Below are 15,059 nucleotides of genomic sequence, written 5' to 3' on the forward strand. Positions count from 1 at the left end.
GGCCAAGCCGACCGCCGACGGTGTGCGCGAACCGCTCAACCGCCGCGCGACCATCGACATCAACTTCTAAGACTTTCCAGGAGCTGGTTGGGATCACCCAACCAGCGACCTGCGAAGCATGGAAGTCGTCGTTTCAAAGACATTGAGCCGTCGTCGCCTTCGGGGCGGCGGCGGCTTTGGTGCCAAAAACCAACGTTCAAAGCGCCACGTTTCAAAATCCCTGAACTTTGAGCATTTTCGATTGATCGAAAAAGGTGGTCGCGACAAAAGGGCGACGATGCCCTTTGTCGACAAACTCTTCGGTTGCAGCGGCCACGCCGAAGCGGTTTCTGTTCCGCCATTGCACCGGTGCGCGTGATGGTGGACGTGCGGTCGTCTTCTCGAACTCTGTCGGCGCGGCGTCGTCGTCGTTATCGTTTAAGGGCAGATGACGTTCGGCCCAGCGTACCTCGGCGGCTGCGTGCAGCGGCACTTCCCCGACCAACGGTTACCTCTGCCTTTCCCGCGACACGACAAGGCGGTCGACATGGCCTGTCGGGCCGGCGTTTTCTTATCGTTTCCGCCCCCTTTGGATCGTTCGGAGCCGCACTGGCCTCGGTACTCGAATCGCGCGGCGCAGTCGTCAATCGCATGATCTTCAATGCCGGGGATGCGATGAACTGGCGCCGACCGGGCGGCTTGGTATTCAAGGGGACGGCGAAATCCTGGACCGATGGTCTGGCGCGAATCGTCGCCGATTTCACCGACGTCATCGTCTTTGGCGAGGCCGGCGCCTACAACCGCGCGGTTCTGGCGGCAGCCGACACCCTGAACGCTCGTGTCTGGGTTCTGGAAAACGGCTATTTTCGTCCTGATTGGGTCACGGTTGAGCGCAATGGCGTAAACGGCTCCAGCGCGCTGCCACGCTTCCGCGACGGATATCCCGAACCGGCGCCGAAGCTGCTCGAACCTGTCGCAGTCGGAAAAATCCTGCCGCACCACGTCGCCAACATCAGCGCCTATCATACGGTGCAGGTCGCGGGAAAAGCATTCTTCCCAAACTACACTGCGCCCTACGTGTTCTCCCCGCTCAAACAGTGCCTGGGCCATATTCGACGCTACGTCAGTCTGGCGTTCCGCCGGCCTGAGAATTGCGATGCTGACATCATCAGGGCCAAGGGCGATTTCTTCATCGCCTGCCTGCAACGCGAAGGTGACGCCCAATTGCTGCGTTACTCTCGCTATGGCGACAATCGTGCTTTCCTGACCGCCGTCATAGCCAGTTTCGCCGCCAAGGCGCCGCCGAAGACGCGGCTGGTGGTCAAGAACCATCCGCTGGATCCAGGCCTCGTCAATCTTCGCGTCGTCACAATGCGGCTTGCCCGAGAGCATGGTGTGGCGGGGCGTGTCGATTTCATCGACGGCGGCAATCTGGCCTCGCTTTGCCGAGCATCAATGGGCATGGTCGTCAACAACTCCAGCGCCGCCTTGTCGGCGCTCGGGTTCCACACGCCTGTCAAGGTTCTGGGCGACGCCTTCTTCGATTTCGAGGGTTTGACCGACCAAAAGCCGCTGGATGAATTCTGGAGCGCACCGGAAGCGCCGGACGGCGCGCTGTTCACACGCTTCCGCGCCCATGTGATTGCGCAAAGCCAGGTGAACGGCAACTATCATGAACCGCACGCCATCGTTCCGACGGCAAACGGGATCGCGGACATTTTCGAGCGCGCATCAGCCTAAGCCAGTCACTGCAGGGTGTGGCGCCCAGACCACCCTCCTGCGCTGTCATATTGCTGTTACATAACTGTCGCCCAAGGTTTCAACATGCGCCCTAGAGGGGGCTGGATTGCGACAGGCGATGGACGCCTGACGCCAGAGCCATTCGCGCCGTCCATCTGGGGATAGATGTAATGATTACTCGCAAAAGCCTGATCTGGGCGACCACCGCTCTTGCCGGCTCGCTGGCCTTCGCCGGCGCCGCCTCCGCCCAATCGACCGGCACGGAAGCGACCGAAGTGCAGGAAGTGGTCGTCACCGGCACGCGGGCTCCGCGCGCTATCGCGGGCGTCACGGCCGAAACCTCGTCCAAGAGCCGCTCCAGCATCAACCAGGAGTTCATTGGCACCCAGGCCTCGGGCCAGACCATCCTACAGAGCCTGAACCTGGTTCCCGGCCTGAACTTCGTGAACTCCGATCCCTACGGCAACTCGGGTGGCAACATTCGTCTGCGCGGCTTCGACGGCAACCGCGTCTCGATCACCTTCGACGGCATGCCGCTGAACGACACCGGCAACTACGCCGCCTACACCAACCAGCAGCTCGATCCCGAAATCATCGAGCGTGCCTCGGTGAACCTTGGCGCGACCGACGTGGACAGCCCCACCGCTTCGGCGACTGGCGGCACCATCGCTTATCGTTCGGCGACGCCGCTGGACGTGCGCGGTCTGCAGATCAACACCTCGATCGGGGAGTTCAACTACAAGCGCATGTTCGCTCGCGTCGACTCCGGCGAGTTCGGACCGTGGGGCACCACCGCCTACGCGACCGCCTCCTACACGAAGTACGACAAATTCAAGGGCCCCGGCGAACTGGAGAAAGCCCAGTTCAACGGCAAGATTTATCAGGATCTGGGCGAAGGCAACTTCGCCAGCCTGGCTGCGCACTGGAACATCAACCGCAACAGCCAGTATAACAACCAGATCACGCGCGCCCAGTTCGACGCCAACTCGTTCCTTGAAAACGACCTCGCCTGCGTCCGTCCTGCGGCTGTCGCCGGCACGGTGCAGGACGAAAACTCCGCCTCGACCCGCTTCCTGAGCGACGGCACGACCGCGACCGGAAGCTGCTCCAACTATTACGGCATCCGGATCAACCCGTCCAACACCGGCAATATCCGCGGCCAGTTCAGCTACGGCCTGACGGATAGCATCCGCCTGACCATCGACCCCTCGTTCCAGTACACCATCGCCAATGGCGGCGGTTACACCCTGGTCAACGAGCGCGACGACCGCCTGGATCAGAACCGCACCAACAACAACAGCGCGACGGGCCTGTCGGCCATCACCAACGCTCAGTGCGCCACTGCGGCCTTCAACGGCACCGGCGTCGATCTGAACGGCGACGGCGACAGCTGCGACAACGTCGGCCTGTACACGCCGAACAACACCAATACCCACCGCTACGGCCTGACCAGCTCGCTGATCTGGAACATCACGGATTCGCAGCGCCTGCGCGCCGCCTACACGCTGGACTACGGCCGTCACCGCCAGACCGCCGAATGGACCCGCACGGGCATCGACAGCGAGCCGGGCAATGTCTTCGGCGGCCAAGAGCGCTGGGGCGACAAGGACGCGCGCATCGTCGGTCGCGACGGTTCCTTCCTGCGCGGCCGCGATCGTTTCTCGATCGCCCAGCTGAACCAGATCGCCGTCGAATACGTCGGGGACTTCCTGGACAAGGCTGTGACCGTGAACATCGGCGTTCGCGCGCCCTTCTTCGAGCGCCAGCTGAACCAGTACTGCTACTCGCTGAACGGCACCTCGACCGTGCGCTGCACCACCGAGACGCCTTCGGCGACCCTGGCCAACGGCAATGTCAACTTCGCCTCGACCGGCACGCAGGCCTACATCCCGCCGTATTCGCAAACGATCAAATACGATGACGTTCTGCCCAACGCCGGCATCGTCTATCGCTTCGGCGAAGGCCACAGCGTCTATGCCAGCTATGCCGAAGGCATTTCGGTGCCGCGTACCGACAACCTGTATCAGCCGGTTCGCAATACCACGACGAACGCCCTGGACTTCACCACCGTGGTCCCGGAGACCACCAAGTCCTACGATCTGGGCTATCGCTTCCGCAACGAACGCATCATCGGTTCGATCGCGGCCTGGTACATCGAGTACAACGACCGGATCGTGTCGTCGTTCGACAACGACATCAACTCGCCGACCTTCGGCATCAGCATCGACCGCAACGTCGGTCAGGTGAAGCAGCAGGGTGTCGACGCCCAACTGGGTTACGTGTTGAACGACCAATGGACGTTCAACACCTCGGCGTCGTGGAACGACAGCGAACTGCAGGACGATCTGGCCCTGTCGGCGACCACATTCCTGCCGACCAAGGGCAAGAAGCTGGTCGAGACGCCGGAATGGACCTATTCGGCGCGCGTCGACTGGGATCCGACCGACGCCTTCCACGTCGGTCTGCAGGCCAAATATGTCGGCGAGCGTTTCTCGACGGACGTGAACGACGAAACCTCGCCGTCCTACGTCGTCGCCGACATGGACGTTCGCTACGACCTGCAGAACATCTCGATCCGCGGCGCCTATGTTCAGCTGAACGTGACCAACCTGTTCGACGAAGACTACCTGGGCAACATCTCGACCGGCAACAACGCCTTGCCGGTGGCGGTGGGCGGCGGTGTCACGCGCGCCGGCCAGCCGCGCACCTTCTCGCTGGGCGCGCCGCGCACCGTCCAAATGACGGTTGGCTTGAAGTTCTAAGGCTCAGCCAGACTGAAGCGACGAAGGGCGGTCCGTTCGCGGGCCGCCCTTTTTCGTGGCTGACGTTGAAGTCGGGGGCGCTTGGGGCCATATGGCGCGGCTCCGAGTTCGGCCCTTCTTGAGGACGCCCGCATGACCGATCCGATCACTGCCGCCATCCCCGCAGAATGGGCGCCGCACCGCGCCATGTGGGTGGGTTGGCCCAGCCATGCGGAATATTGGTTCGAGGCGCTGGAGCAGACGCAGGACGAGGTCGAGGGTCTGGTGCGGGCTCTGGCTGGCCCGGGCCGCGAGCAGGTCAAGCTGATGGTCGGCAAGGCCGAGGCTCTGGCCGACGCCCAGGCGCGCTTTACGGGCGTGGCGAATGTCGAGGTCGTGGCCGGCCAGTTTGGCGACGTCTGGCTGCGCGACACCGGGCCGATCTTCGGCGCGGGATCCAAAACGGCCGCGGCCTTCAAGTTCAACGGCTGGGGCGGGAAATATGACATGCCGGGCGACGATCTGGTCGCCGGACAGATCGGCCGACATGCGGGCGTGGACCTGACCTGGAACGACTTTGTCATGGAGGGCGGGTCGCTGGATCATGACGGGGAGGGCACCGTCCTGACCACGCGTCAATGCCTGCTGAACCCGAACCGCAATCCGGCCTGGAACCAGGATGAGGCCGCCGCGGCGGCGGCGCTGGAGAAGGCGGTCGGCGCCAAGGTGGTGGTGTGGTTGGGCGACGGTTTGCTGAACGATCACACCGACGGGCACGTCGATAACCTGGCGCGGTTCGTCGCGCCGGGCGTGGTCGCCTGCCCGGTCGCCTGGGGCACGAACGACGTCAACGCCGACGTCTATGACGCTACGGCGCGCGATCTGGCCGCCGTGACCGATGCGGCGGGCCGTCGGCTGAAGGTCGTGCGCATCCCGTCGCCGGGCCTGGTGCTGGACGAGGACGAACGCCCGATCCCGGCCAGCCACATGAACTTCCTGATCGCCAATGGCGCGGTGATCGTTCCCACCTATGGCGATGCGCGTGCGGCCGACATGGCCTGTCAGGCGTTGAAGGACGCCTTCCCCGATCGCGAGATCATTCCGCTGCCATCCAACGCCGTCCTGACCGGCGGCGGCTCGTTCCACTGCATCTCCCAGCAGGAGCCCGCATGACCCGCAACATCACCGTCGCCGGCATCCAGACCTCGTACGGCGAGGACATGCAGGCGAACATCGACAAGACCATCGCCTTCGTGCGCGAGGCGGCGGGGCGGGGCGCGCAGGTAATCCTGCCGTCGGAGCTGTTCCAGGGACCGTATTTCTGCGTTTCGCAGGAGGAGCACTGGTTCACAAAAGCCTATGAATGGCGCGAACACCCATGTGTTGTGGCCATGGCGCCGGTGGCCAAGGAACTGGGCGTGGCCATTCCGGTCTCGATCTTTGAGAAGGACGGGCCGCAGTATTACAACTCGCTGGTCATGCTGGACGCTGACGGCGAAGCGCTGGGCGTCTATCGCAAGAGCCATATCCCCGACGGCCCCGGCTATCAGGAGAAATACTATTTCCGGCCGGGCGACACGGGCTTCAAGGTTTGGAAGACGCGCTTCGGCAAGGTCGGTGTCGGCATCTGCTGGGACCAGTGGTTCCCGGAAGCGGCGCGGGCGATGATGCTGATGGGCGCCGACGTCCTGATGTATCCGACCGCCATCGGCACTGAGCCGCATGATGCGACCCTACACACGGCCGAGCCGTGGCGGCGGGCCATGCAGGGACACGCGGTGTCGAACGCCGTGCCGGTCGTCGGCGCCAACCGGATCGGTCATGAGCGCGTGACCGAGGTCGGCCAGACCTTCTACGGCCATTCCTTCATCGCCGACCAGCAGGGCGAACTGGTCGAGCAACTGGGCGCCGAGGAGGAGGGGGTGTTGGTGCACCGCTTCGATCTGGACGAACTGGATAAGTACCGCGCGGCCTGGGGCTTTTTCCGCGATCGGCGGACGGACCTGTATGGGGCGCTGACGGGGGCGAAATAGTCTTCTTTCGTCATCCTCCGGGCCGCGCAGCGGAACCGGGGGACCCAGCGGCGTGCGATAGCGCGACCCTGTCGCGGACGAGGTTTTTGTAGTGGTGCCGTGGCCGCATCGCCTTCGGCGCCGCTGGGTCCCCCGGTCTGCGCCGCGAAGATGCGGCTTGCCGGAGGATGACGACAAGTTGGGGTTAGCCCCGCATCGCCTCGACCGCTGCGACCAGTCGATCGAGGTCCGCCGGCGTCGAAAGCCGGTGATCGCCGCCCTCGATCAGGTCCAGGCGCACGTCGCCGCCGGTCAGCCGTTCGACCAACTCGACCTGATGTCGCCACGGCACGACGTCGTCGGCGCGGCCTTGCAGGATGTGAACCGGCGCGGCGACGTCGATCACGCCGTCCAGCAGCAGCCAGTCGCGCGCCTCTTCGAACATACGCCGCGTCAGGACATATTCGCCCAGACCTTCCTCGACGATCAGGGTCTCGCCCTCGCGCAGAATGGCCTGGCGCTCGTGGTCCGCCAGGCCGGGCCACATCAGCCGTTCGGTGAAGTCCTGGGCCGGATTGACCAGGACCAGCCCCTTGGTCCGGTCCGGCCGCGCCAGGGTCGCCAGCAGCGAGACCCAGCCGCCCATCGAGGAACCCACCGGAATGACCGGGCCGGACAGGCTATCGATCAGGGCGATGGCGTCCTCGCGCCACCGGCCGATAGTGGCCTGTCTCCAGTCGCCGGAGGACTGGCCGTGGGCGAAATGGTCATAGCGGACGAAGTTCCAGCCGCGTTCGCGCGCGGCGACGTCCAGGGCCAGAGCCTTGGTCCCCTCCATGTCCGAGCGGAAGCCCCCGACCCAGATCACGGTCGGGCCGTCGCCGTCGACGCGTTTGAAGGCCAGGGTTTCGCCGTCGGGGCGGGACAGGTGCTGGATGTCGGTCATGGCGCCGTTCTGCCCGGACTTTCCGCCGTCGTCACCCTTGACCGCGACGCGCGATGGCGGAACACAGACCCATGTCCGCACCCCAGGTCCTGTTCGTCACCTCCAACCGCATCGGCGACTGCGTCATCTCGTCGGGCGTGATCCGCGAGATCGCGCGTCAGGTCCCGGGGGCCGAGATCACCGTCGCGTGCGGTCGGCCGCCCGCGCCCTTCTTCCGCAATGCGCCCGGCGTGGTGCGCACCATCGTGCTGGACAAGAAGAAGCTGTCTGGCCACTGGCTCGATCTGTGGAAACAGGTCGTCGGCACGCGCTGGGATCTGGTGATCGACATCCGGGGTTCGGCGCTCAGCTATCTGATCCCGGCGAAGCGGCGCATCGTCTATAACCGCTCGTGGGAGACGGGCCTACGCAAGGTCGAGATGGTGTCGCGGCTGATGGGTTCGCCGACGCAGCTGGATCCCGAAATTTTCCTGGACGATCAGGCGCGGGCCGAGGCCGCCGCCGTGATCGATCCGCAGCTGGCGGGCGGCGCGGGTCCCGGCCCGATAATCGCCCTGGCCCCCATCGCGCACCAGCCGGGCAAGAGCTGGCCCGCCGATCGCTGGGGCGCACTGGTCGAGAAGCTGAAAGCCGAGCCGCGCTTTGACGGCTGGCGCTTCATGCCGGTGGGCGGGCCGGGTGACCGGCCCCCGGCGACCCCGGCTCTGGAAGCTGCTGGCCATGTCGAGCAAGGAGGGCGCGGCATCGATTTCGTCGGCAAGGGCGACATCCTGGCCTCGGCCGCCGCCATCGATCGGGCCGATCTGTTCGTCGGCAACGATTCGGGTCTGATGCACGTGTCGGCGGCGCTGGGCCGTCCGACGCTGGGTCTGTTCGGTCCGACCGAGTGGTGGCTTTATGGGCCGTGGGGGCCCAAGACGCGCACGGCGGCGTCCAACGAGACGCGCGGCCAGTTCGCGCCGATCGAGGACCTGACGGTGGATCACGTCTTCGACGCGGTGCTGGCGCTGCATGACGCCTACATCGTCGAAACGCCTGCGAACCCTTGAAAAATCGGGGCTCGCGGCGCATATTGCCGGCCTTGAGGGGAACGTGGCGATCGCCGCGTGCATTCGCTCATCACGACATACGCCTTCTCTGACCACATAAGGAAACGACGCCCATTCGCCGTCCCATGCAAGCGCCACCCGTGAAAGACGGGCCGCGTATGAACCAGGATATCCGCGCCCCTCGCGTTCTGCTCATCGACCAGAACGGCGAAAAACAGGGCGTCATGCCCACCTCTGCTGCTCTGGAAGCCGCCGAGGAAGCCGGGATGGACCTGGTCGAGATCGTCTCCACCTCCGAGCCGCCGGTGGCCAAGATCCTCGATTACGGCAAGCACCGTTTCCAGGAACAGAAGAAGAAGGCCGAGCAGCGCAAGCGCCAGAAGGTCGTCGAGCTGAAGGAGATCAAGCTCCGTCCCAACATCGACACCCACGACTATGAGGTGAAGGCCAAGGCCATGCACCGCTTCTTCGAGGAAGGCGACAAGGTCAAGGTCACCCTGCGCTTCCGCGGTCGCGAAATGGCCCACCCCGAACTGGGCATGAAGCTGCTGAACAAGGTTCAGGCCGACTTCGACGAAGTCGCCAAGGTCGAGTTCTCGCCCAAGATGGAAGGCCGCCAGATGATCATGATCCTGGCCCCGCGCTGATCGCGATCCATCGCTGAATACGAAACGCCCCGGTCCCGCGACCGGGGCGTTTTGTTTTTGCGCATCTGCCGCTTGCGTAAATCTGCGTCTTCTGGTTGAGCCTTGCCTTGAGTGGGGGCGTTCATGCTGAAGTCTGGTCTGTCGGGGTTGATCCTGGCCGTGGTGAGTGTCGCCGCCCTGATGGGCGGCTTGGTTTCGGCGGCCCTCGCACAGAACGCACCTCCCCCCATCGATGTGTACGCCGCTTCTCCGGCCGTGGAATTGATGGAGCTTTCGCCCAGCGGAACGCTTATCGCCCGCATCGTCGTGACCGGTGAAGAGCGCGCCATCGCGGTCACAAATATCGACACGGGCGAGCATCTATTCGCCTCAACCATCGGTCAGGCGAAGGTCCGCGATCTGCGCTGGATCGGCGAAGACAAGGTGCTGATCATCAGCTCCCAGACGCGTGCGCTGCATCTTTTAGGCATCCCGCGGTCCGAGCTCTATTTCGGCGTGATACTGGACCTTAAGACTCAGAAGCTGGCGCGTGTTCTGGACCGCACGGACGATGTTCTTCCGGTTCTCTATGGCGGCGCCCAGATCCGCGACACCGCCCAAGGGCCTGCGCTGTTCGCGCGTGCGGTCAATCTTTATAGCGGCCAAGTCGATCTCTTCCGGATCGACCTGACCTCGGGCCGGGGGCGGTCCGTCGCGCCTATGGACTGGGACACCGAAGACTATGTGTTGGACGCCGAGGGCGCCGTTATCGCCATGTCGACCTATGTCGAGCGTAGCGGTCGCTGGACCTTGATGCTGCCGAACGGCCGTCGCTTGCGCGATGCTTGGTCAGTGAACGCTCCACTCGATCCTCCGGCGTTGCTCGGCATGGGGCGAACGCCGCGTACGATTCTTGTCGCTGCGGATCGGCCTGATCTCGCCGCCGCCGATCCGGAGAGCGAAACGGCCAACAATCTGTTCGAGGTCGATGTGGACACGGGTGTCTGGACCGAACTGCCATTCGAGCATCATCCCGACAACCTTTTGCGTCATCCTCAGACCCGCCTCCTGATCGGCGGGTCACGCACCGAAGACGATGGCGTGCGTTACGAGTTCATCGAGCCCGCCTCCGCCAGCCGATGGCGTTCCATCACGCGGGCCTTTGGCGAGAAGGCGCCGCAGTTGGTGTCCTGGAACGCAGATCAGAAGCGGATTTTGGTGTTCACCGACTCAGGCGAATCCGGCCTCTATCAACTCGTTGATTTCGACAGACGCACGGCTGACGCCCTGGCCTTCGCCTACCCAGACATTCCGCCCGAGAAGGTCGGCGCTGTGCGGCACATTCGCTATGCCGCCGCAGATGGGCTGGACATTCCGGGCTATCTGACCCTGCCGCCTGGCGTCGCAACGCCGGAGAAGCTGCCGCTGATCGTGCTGGCACATGGCGGCCCCGCGTCGCGCGACGTGATGGGATTTGATTGGTGGGCCCAGGCGCTGGCGTCGCGCGGTTATGCGGTGCTGCAGGCGAACTTCCGTGGGTCGGACGGCTATACGCGGGCCTTTATGGAGGCGGGCTATGGCGAATGGGGTCGCAAGATGCAGACCGACCTGTCAGACGGCGTGCGTTTCCTGACAGAGCAGGGCATCGTCGATCCCGAACGCGTGTGCATCGTCGGCGCAAGCTACGGCGGCTATGCAGCCATGGCTGGTTTGACGCTGGACAAGGGAGTCTATCGCTGTGGCGTCGCTGTCGCCGGCGTGTCCGACCTGCGCCGCATGGTCAACTGGGAGGCGCGTCAGGAAGGGCGGCGCGAGAGCCAGACTGTTCGCTACTGGAACCGGTTCATGGGCGCGGCGCGCCTGAACGACCGGGCGCTGGACGCCCTATCGCCGGCCTATCTGGCCGATACGGTCGACAAACCGTTGCTGCTTATCCATGGCCGCGACGACACGGTGGTGGCGATCGAGCAGAGCCGCGTCATGGCCGAGGCGATGAAGCGGGCGGGCAAGCCGGTCGAACTGATCGAACTGGCCGGCGAGGATCACTGGTTGTCGCGCGCCGACACGCGCCAGCAGATGCTGCGTGAGACGGTGCGGTTTCTTGAGGCGAACAATCCGGTCGATTGAGGCAAGGTGTCGCGCTAAGGCTGCGACATGACCGTGAACCCGACCCCACCCAAGCTTAAGACATCGGCGCTGGCTGTGTTGTTTGCGACGGTGTTTATCAATCTGGTCGGGTTTGGGCTGGTGGTGCCGTTGCTGCCGTTCTTCGCCCAGAGCCTGAAGGCCGAGGCGTGGCAGATCACGCTGATGTTCTCGGCCTATTCGCTGGGTCAGTTCTTCGCCGAGCCCTTCTGGGGGCGACTGTCGGACCGGATCGGTCGGAAGCCCGTGCTGTTGATGACCCTGATCGCCAATGCGTTGGGCTATCTGATGCTGGCCTTCGTGCCTAACATCTGGCTGGCTATCGCGGTCAGGCTGTTCACCGGCCTGGGCGCGGGCAATATCTCGACGGTTCAGGGGTATGTCGCCGATGTGACTCCGCCCGAGCAGAGGGCCGGGCGGATGGGTTTGATCGGGGCCGCGTTCGGCCTGGGCTTCATCGTCGGGCCGGGCCTGGGCGGATTGCTGACGCAGCCGCAGTTGGGACGGCTGGGCTATCAGCTGCCGATCTTCCTGGCGGCGGCGCTGGCGGCGGTCGCGGCGGTCGGCGTCGTCGTCTTTCTGCGAGAGAGCCGGGCCAAGGCCGATCCCGCCGACCCGCGTCCGGCTTTCCTGGCGGGGCTGAAGGATGCGCGCGACAATGCGGTGGTGTCGCGCGTGCTGGTCGTGACCCTGATCTACATGGCCGGCTTCTCGGCGATGGAGAGCGTGTTCGGCCTGTGGTCCGAGAGCCGCTATCAATGGGGCGCGCGCGAGGTGGGGCTCAGTTTCATGATCGTGGGCATCGTCTCGACGCTGAACCAGGGGTTCTTCGCCGGGCGGCTGGCGCGGCGGTTCGGCGAATCGCGCGTGCTGGCCACCGGCATGCTGCTGTTTGGAACCTCGCTGGTGTTGCAGGTGCTGGCGCCGGTCGCGTGGTTTCCCGCGACACGGCTCGAGCTGGGCGCCCTGACGATCCCGGTCGTCCAGGGCTGGATCATTCCGATCGTGATGGCGATCGGCGCGTGCGGCATGTCGCTGGCCATGCCCAACATCTCGGCCATGATCAGCCGCGCCTCGCCGCCAGATCGGCAGGGGGCCATGCTGGGCCTGAACATGGCCTCAAGCTCGGTGGCGCGTATCTTCGGGCCGATGATCGCGGGCGCGCTGTTCTCGGGGCTGGGGCATGACTGGCCCTTCGTGATCGGGGCGCTGCTGACCATCCCGGCGGCCCTGATGGCGATCAACGCCGGACGCGTCATTCGCAGCGGCGAGGGCGGCGTCAAAGCCCCGGCCTGACTCGTCTTGCAATGGCGGCGCTCTTCACGTAGAAGCCGCGCCTTCGCGTACCGAACCGCCAGGCGAACAGGCATGCCTGGGCGGTTCTTAAACTCTGAGGAAACACCGCACGACGGGCTCAAGCAGCTCGAAGACCGGTAGCCCCTCAAAAAGGAGACTGAAATGCCGAAACTGAAGACGAAGTCGGGCGCCAAGAAGCGCTTCAAATTCACGGCCACTGGCAAGGTTAAGGCCGGCGTTGCGGGCAAGCGTCACCGCTTGATCAGCCACAACTCGAAATACATCCGCCAGAACCGCGGCACCTCGGTCATGGCCGACGCCGACGCCAAGAAGATCAAATCCTACATGCCGTACGCCTGATCGGCGCGCGCTGTACGACTGATCTCCATCCCAAAGAATTTGAAGGAATAGCGACATGGCTCGCGTTAAACGTGGCGTAACCTCGCACGCCAAGCACAAGAAGGTTCTGGAGCAGGCCAAGGGCTTCTCCGGCCGCCGCAAGAATACCATCCGTACGGCCAAGGCCGCCGTCGACCGCGCCGGGCAATACGCCTATCGCGACCGTCGCGCCAAGAAGCGCAACTTCCGCGCCCTGTGGATCCAGCGCATCAACGCCGCCGCCCGTCTGGAAGGCTTCACCTACAGCCAGTTCATCAACGGCCTGAACAAGGCCGGCATCGAACTGGACCGCAAGGTTCTGGCCGCGATCGCCGCCGATGCGACCGGCTTCAAGGCCGTCGCCGACAAGGTCCGCGCCGCCCTGGCTTAAGGGCCGCGCTCAAGCCGCGAGCGATCGCGTCGCGAGCGTAGCGCAACAAGAATGACGCCCGCTCCGGTTTCCGGGGCGGGCGTTCTTCGTTTCAGGCTGCCTTGGGGACGTGCGATGCTTGGCTCTGCGCCAGCACCATGCGGATGGCGTTCAGAAGGGCGTCGGGCTGGATGGGCTTTTGCGCCACCCCGTTCATGCCTGCGGCGATATAGTCCAGCTCGTCGCGCTCATCGGCGTTCGCCGTCAGCGCCAGGATCGGAAGGGCGCCGGCCGGGCCGGGCAGGGCGCGGATGGCCCGCGTCGCGGCGACGCCGTCCATCACCGGCATCTTGATGTCCATCAAGGCCAGGTCGAACGGACGCTCGCTGACGGCATCCACCGCCTCGCGCCCATTCTCGGCCATCTCGCAGGTGCAGCCGAACATCTCCAGCAGTTTGCCGGCGACGAAGCGGTTGGTGGCGTTGTCGTCCACCACCAGCACATGCAGGGTGTCGTGCGGGGTCGGCTCAGCCATGGCCGGAGCGGGCGCCGTGTTCTCGGTCGCGACGCGCAGCGGCAGGCGCACCTGAAAGCGCGCGCCGCCCTGGGGCGAGGCGCCCAGCGAGATCGCGCCGCCCATCCGTTCGGCGATCTGACGACAGATGGCCAGACCGAGGCCCGCGCCCGCCCCCTCGCGCCCGGCCTTTCCGGTGTTGAACGGGTCGAAGATGGTCGCGGCCGCCGCCTCGGGCACGCCGGGGCCGCTGTCGTCCACGGTGAAGATCACCTCGCCGTCGGCGTGGCTTTCGATCAGGGCGACGACCTCGCCCGTCAGGGTGAACTTCAGCGCATTGCCGATCAGATTGTTGAGCAACTGCTTCAACCGCATCCCGTCGGCCTGAACGCAAGGAACGGCCAGGTCGGTGCGGATGGTCAGGGCCAGGGCCTTTTCCTCGGCCCGCGCGCGCCACAGGGCGTCGATGTCGAAGGCGACGGCCGACAGGTCCAGCGGCTCCTCCTCCAGCGTCAGCATGCCGGCCGAGGCGCGTGACATGTCCAGCGCGTCGGTCAGCAGCCGCAGCAGGCTCTGGCCCGAATCGATTACGGTGCGGACGTAGGGACGCAGCTCTTCCTGCTCCAGCTTCTTGTCCATCAGGGCTGCGACGCCCAGCACCCCGTTCAGGGGTGTGCGGATCTCGTGGCTCATCACCGCCAGAAACTCGGACTTGGCCCGGCTGGAGGCGACGGCCTCGGCCTCGGCCAGCGCCAGGTCGCGGGCCAGGGCGCTCATTTCCTCGGCCCGCTGGCGGTGCAGGGCCGCGCCCGCCTGAACCACCTGTAGCGCCGTGCCGACGCCGACGTAGTGGCCGTCCGCCACCACGATGAAGCCCGTCAGCAAGGCGCCCAGTTCCGCCGCGTCATAGGCGTGGAAGAAGGCCTCGGCGCTGGTCGCCGCCTCCGCCACCGGCGCATTGCGATCCATCAGGCTTTCTGCGGGCTTTCGGGCATACAGGGCGCGTCCGAACTCGGCCGCCATCCTCAGGGTGAAGGCGTTGCGTTCGATGATGCCGAGGGGGCGGCCATCGTCATCGACGACAGCCAGGGCCAGGGTGTTCGGCTCGGTCTGGAACCGTTCGAACACATCGGCGCCCGGCGTGGACGGAGCCACAGGCGCGATCAAGTCGACGAAATCACCGATCAGCGGCATCAAGGTCCTCGCGAGTCCGGAGGCCTGATTAGACGGTGATATTTAACGCCAGCTTTGCCGTTCATGAAC

The 15,059-nt window shown here is 64.9% G+C and carries 13 protein-coding genes; 10 read left to right on the top strand and 3 right to left on the bottom strand.

The features are described 5' to 3' along the window. Positions 1-211 precede the first annotated feature (211 nt). On the bottom strand, positions 212-472 hold the full coding sequence (locus AC3WRC_RS00005) for a hypothetical protein (RefSeq protein WP_492302317.1): 261 nt from the start codon (positions 470-472) through the stop codon (positions 212-214). A 158-nt stretch (positions 473-630) separates the two neighbouring features. On the opposite strand from AC3WRC_RS00005, the gene AC3WRC_RS00010 reads away from it, so the two are divergent. From AC3WRC_RS00010 to aguB, 4 genes are all read left to right on the top strand, one after another. Then, a complete protein-coding gene (locus tag AC3WRC_RS00010) occupies positions 631-1,719 on the top strand; it encodes a capsular polysaccharide export protein, LipB/KpsS family (RefSeq protein WP_492302318.1) in 1,089 nt (362 codons plus the stop codon). A gap of 170 nt (positions 1,720-1,889) precedes the next feature. Further along, positions 1,890-4,481, top strand: a complete 2,592-nt coding sequence (locus tag AC3WRC_RS00015; protein WP_055752747.1) for a TonB-dependent receptor — start codon at positions 1,890-1,892, stop codon at positions 4,479-4,481. Positions 4,482-4,613: 132 nt separating this feature from the next. After that, positions 4,614-5,633, top strand: a complete 1,020-nt coding sequence (locus AC3WRC_RS00020) for an agmatine deiminase family protein (protein ID WP_492302320.1) — start codon at positions 4,614-4,616, stop codon at positions 5,631-5,633. Beyond that, complete coding sequence (gene aguB / locus AC3WRC_RS00025) at positions 5,630-6,493, top strand: N-carbamoylputrescine amidase (RefSeq protein ID WP_492302322.1); 864 nt, start codon at positions 5,630-5,632, stop codon at positions 6,491-6,493. Before AC3WRC_RS00020 ends, aguB begins: the two co-directional genes overlap by 4 nt. A gap of 184 nt (positions 6,494-6,677) precedes the next feature. On the opposite strand, the gene AC3WRC_RS00030 is transcribed toward aguB, so the two are convergent. Further along, positions 6,678-7,418 carry an alpha/beta fold hydrolase gene (locus AC3WRC_RS00030; RefSeq protein ID WP_492302323.1) on the bottom strand — a complete coding sequence of 247 codons (741 nt, stop codon included), beginning with the start codon at positions 7,416-7,418 and terminating at the stop codon, positions 6,678-6,680. A gap of 71 nt (positions 7,419-7,489) precedes the next feature. On the opposite strand from AC3WRC_RS00030, the gene AC3WRC_RS00035 reads away from it, so the two are divergent. The 6 genes from AC3WRC_RS00035 to rplT all read left to right on the top strand — a co-directional run bounded on the left by AC3WRC_RS00035 (position 7,490) and on the right by rplT (position 13,303). Further along, positions 7,490-8,467 carry a glycosyltransferase family 9 protein gene (locus tag AC3WRC_RS00035; protein WP_492302325.1) on the top strand — a complete coding sequence of 326 codons (978 nt, stop codon included), beginning with the start codon at positions 7,490-7,492 and terminating at the stop codon, positions 8,465-8,467. Between the two features lie 125 nt (positions 8,468-8,592). Further along, complete coding sequence (gene infC, locus AC3WRC_RS00040; RefSeq protein WP_055752751.1) at positions 8,593-9,114, top strand: translation initiation factor IF-3; 522 nt, start codon at positions 8,593-8,595, stop codon at positions 9,112-9,114. Between the two features lie 123 nt (positions 9,115-9,237). Next, entirely contained in the window at positions 9,238-11,220 is a 1,983-nt protein-coding gene (locus AC3WRC_RS00045) for an alpha/beta hydrolase family protein (RefSeq protein ID WP_492302327.1), read from the top strand. Between the two features lie 27 nt (positions 11,221-11,247). Continuing rightward, on the top strand, positions 11,248-12,534 hold the full coding sequence (locus tag AC3WRC_RS00050) for an MFS transporter (RefSeq protein WP_492302328.1): 1,287 nt from the start codon (positions 11,248-11,250) through the stop codon (positions 12,532-12,534). 162 nt (positions 12,535-12,696) lie between these two features. Continuing rightward, positions 12,697-12,894 carry a 50S ribosomal protein L35 gene (rpmI, locus tag AC3WRC_RS00055; protein WP_003166435.1) on the top strand — a complete coding sequence of 66 codons (198 nt, stop codon included), beginning with the start codon at positions 12,697-12,699 and terminating at the stop codon, positions 12,892-12,894. Between the two features lie 55 nt (positions 12,895-12,949). Continuing rightward, positions 12,950-13,303, top strand: a complete 354-nt coding sequence (rplT, locus tag AC3WRC_RS00060; RefSeq protein WP_017506327.1) for a 50S ribosomal protein L20 — start codon at positions 12,950-12,952, stop codon at positions 13,301-13,303. A gap of 91 nt (positions 13,304-13,394) precedes the next feature. Here the strand turns inward: rplT and AC3WRC_RS00065 are convergent, their stop codons facing one another. Then, positions 13,395-14,990 carry an ATP-binding protein gene (locus AC3WRC_RS00065; protein WP_492302329.1) on the bottom strand — a complete coding sequence of 532 codons (1,596 nt, stop codon included), beginning with the start codon at positions 14,988-14,990 and terminating at the stop codon, positions 13,395-13,397. Positions 14,991-15,059: the final 69 nt, after the last annotated feature.

Source organism: Brevundimonas sp. EU05-FHT14B07, assembly GCF_058790795.1.

Coding starts and splice junctions, on each gene's coding strand:
- AC3WRC_RS00065 (WP_492302329.1), bottom strand. CDS start 14,990: ATGCCGCTGATCGGTGATTTCGTCGACTTGATCGCGCCTGTGGCTCCG.
- AC3WRC_RS00035 (WP_492302325.1), top strand. CDS start 7,490: ATGTCCGCACCCCAGGTCCTGTTCGTCACCTCCAACCGCATCGGCGAC.
- rplT (WP_017506327.1), top strand. CDS start 12,950: ATGGCTCGCGTTAAACGTGGCGTAACCTCGCACGCCAAGCACAAGAAG.
- AC3WRC_RS00045 (WP_492302327.1), top strand. CDS start 9,238: ATGCTGAAGTCTGGTCTGTCGGGGTTGATCCTGGCCGTGGTGAGTGTC.
- AC3WRC_RS00030 (WP_492302323.1), bottom strand. CDS start 7,418: ATGACCGACATCCAGCACCTGTCCCGCCCCGACGGCGAAACCCTGGCC.
- rpmI (WP_003166435.1), top strand. CDS start 12,697: ATGCCGAAACTGAAGACGAAGTCGGGCGCCAAGAAGCGCTTCAAATTC.
- AC3WRC_RS00010 (WP_492302318.1), top strand. CDS start 631: ATGATCTTCAATGCCGGGGATGCGATGAACTGGCGCCGACCGGGCGGC.
- aguB (WP_492302322.1), top strand. CDS start 5,630: ATGACCCGCAACATCACCGTCGCCGGCATCCAGACCTCGTACGGCGAG.
- AC3WRC_RS00050 (WP_492302328.1), top strand. CDS start 11,248: ATGACCGTGAACCCGACCCCACCCAAGCTTAAGACATCGGCGCTGGCT.
- AC3WRC_RS00020 (WP_492302320.1), top strand. CDS start 4,614: ATGACCGATCCGATCACTGCCGCCATCCCCGCAGAATGGGCGCCGCAC.
- AC3WRC_RS00015 (WP_055752747.1), top strand. CDS start 1,890: ATGATTACTCGCAAAAGCCTGATCTGGGCGACCACCGCTCTTGCCGGC.
- infC (WP_055752751.1), top strand. CDS start 8,593: ATGCAAGCGCCACCCGTGAAAGACGGGCCGCGTATGAACCAGGATATC.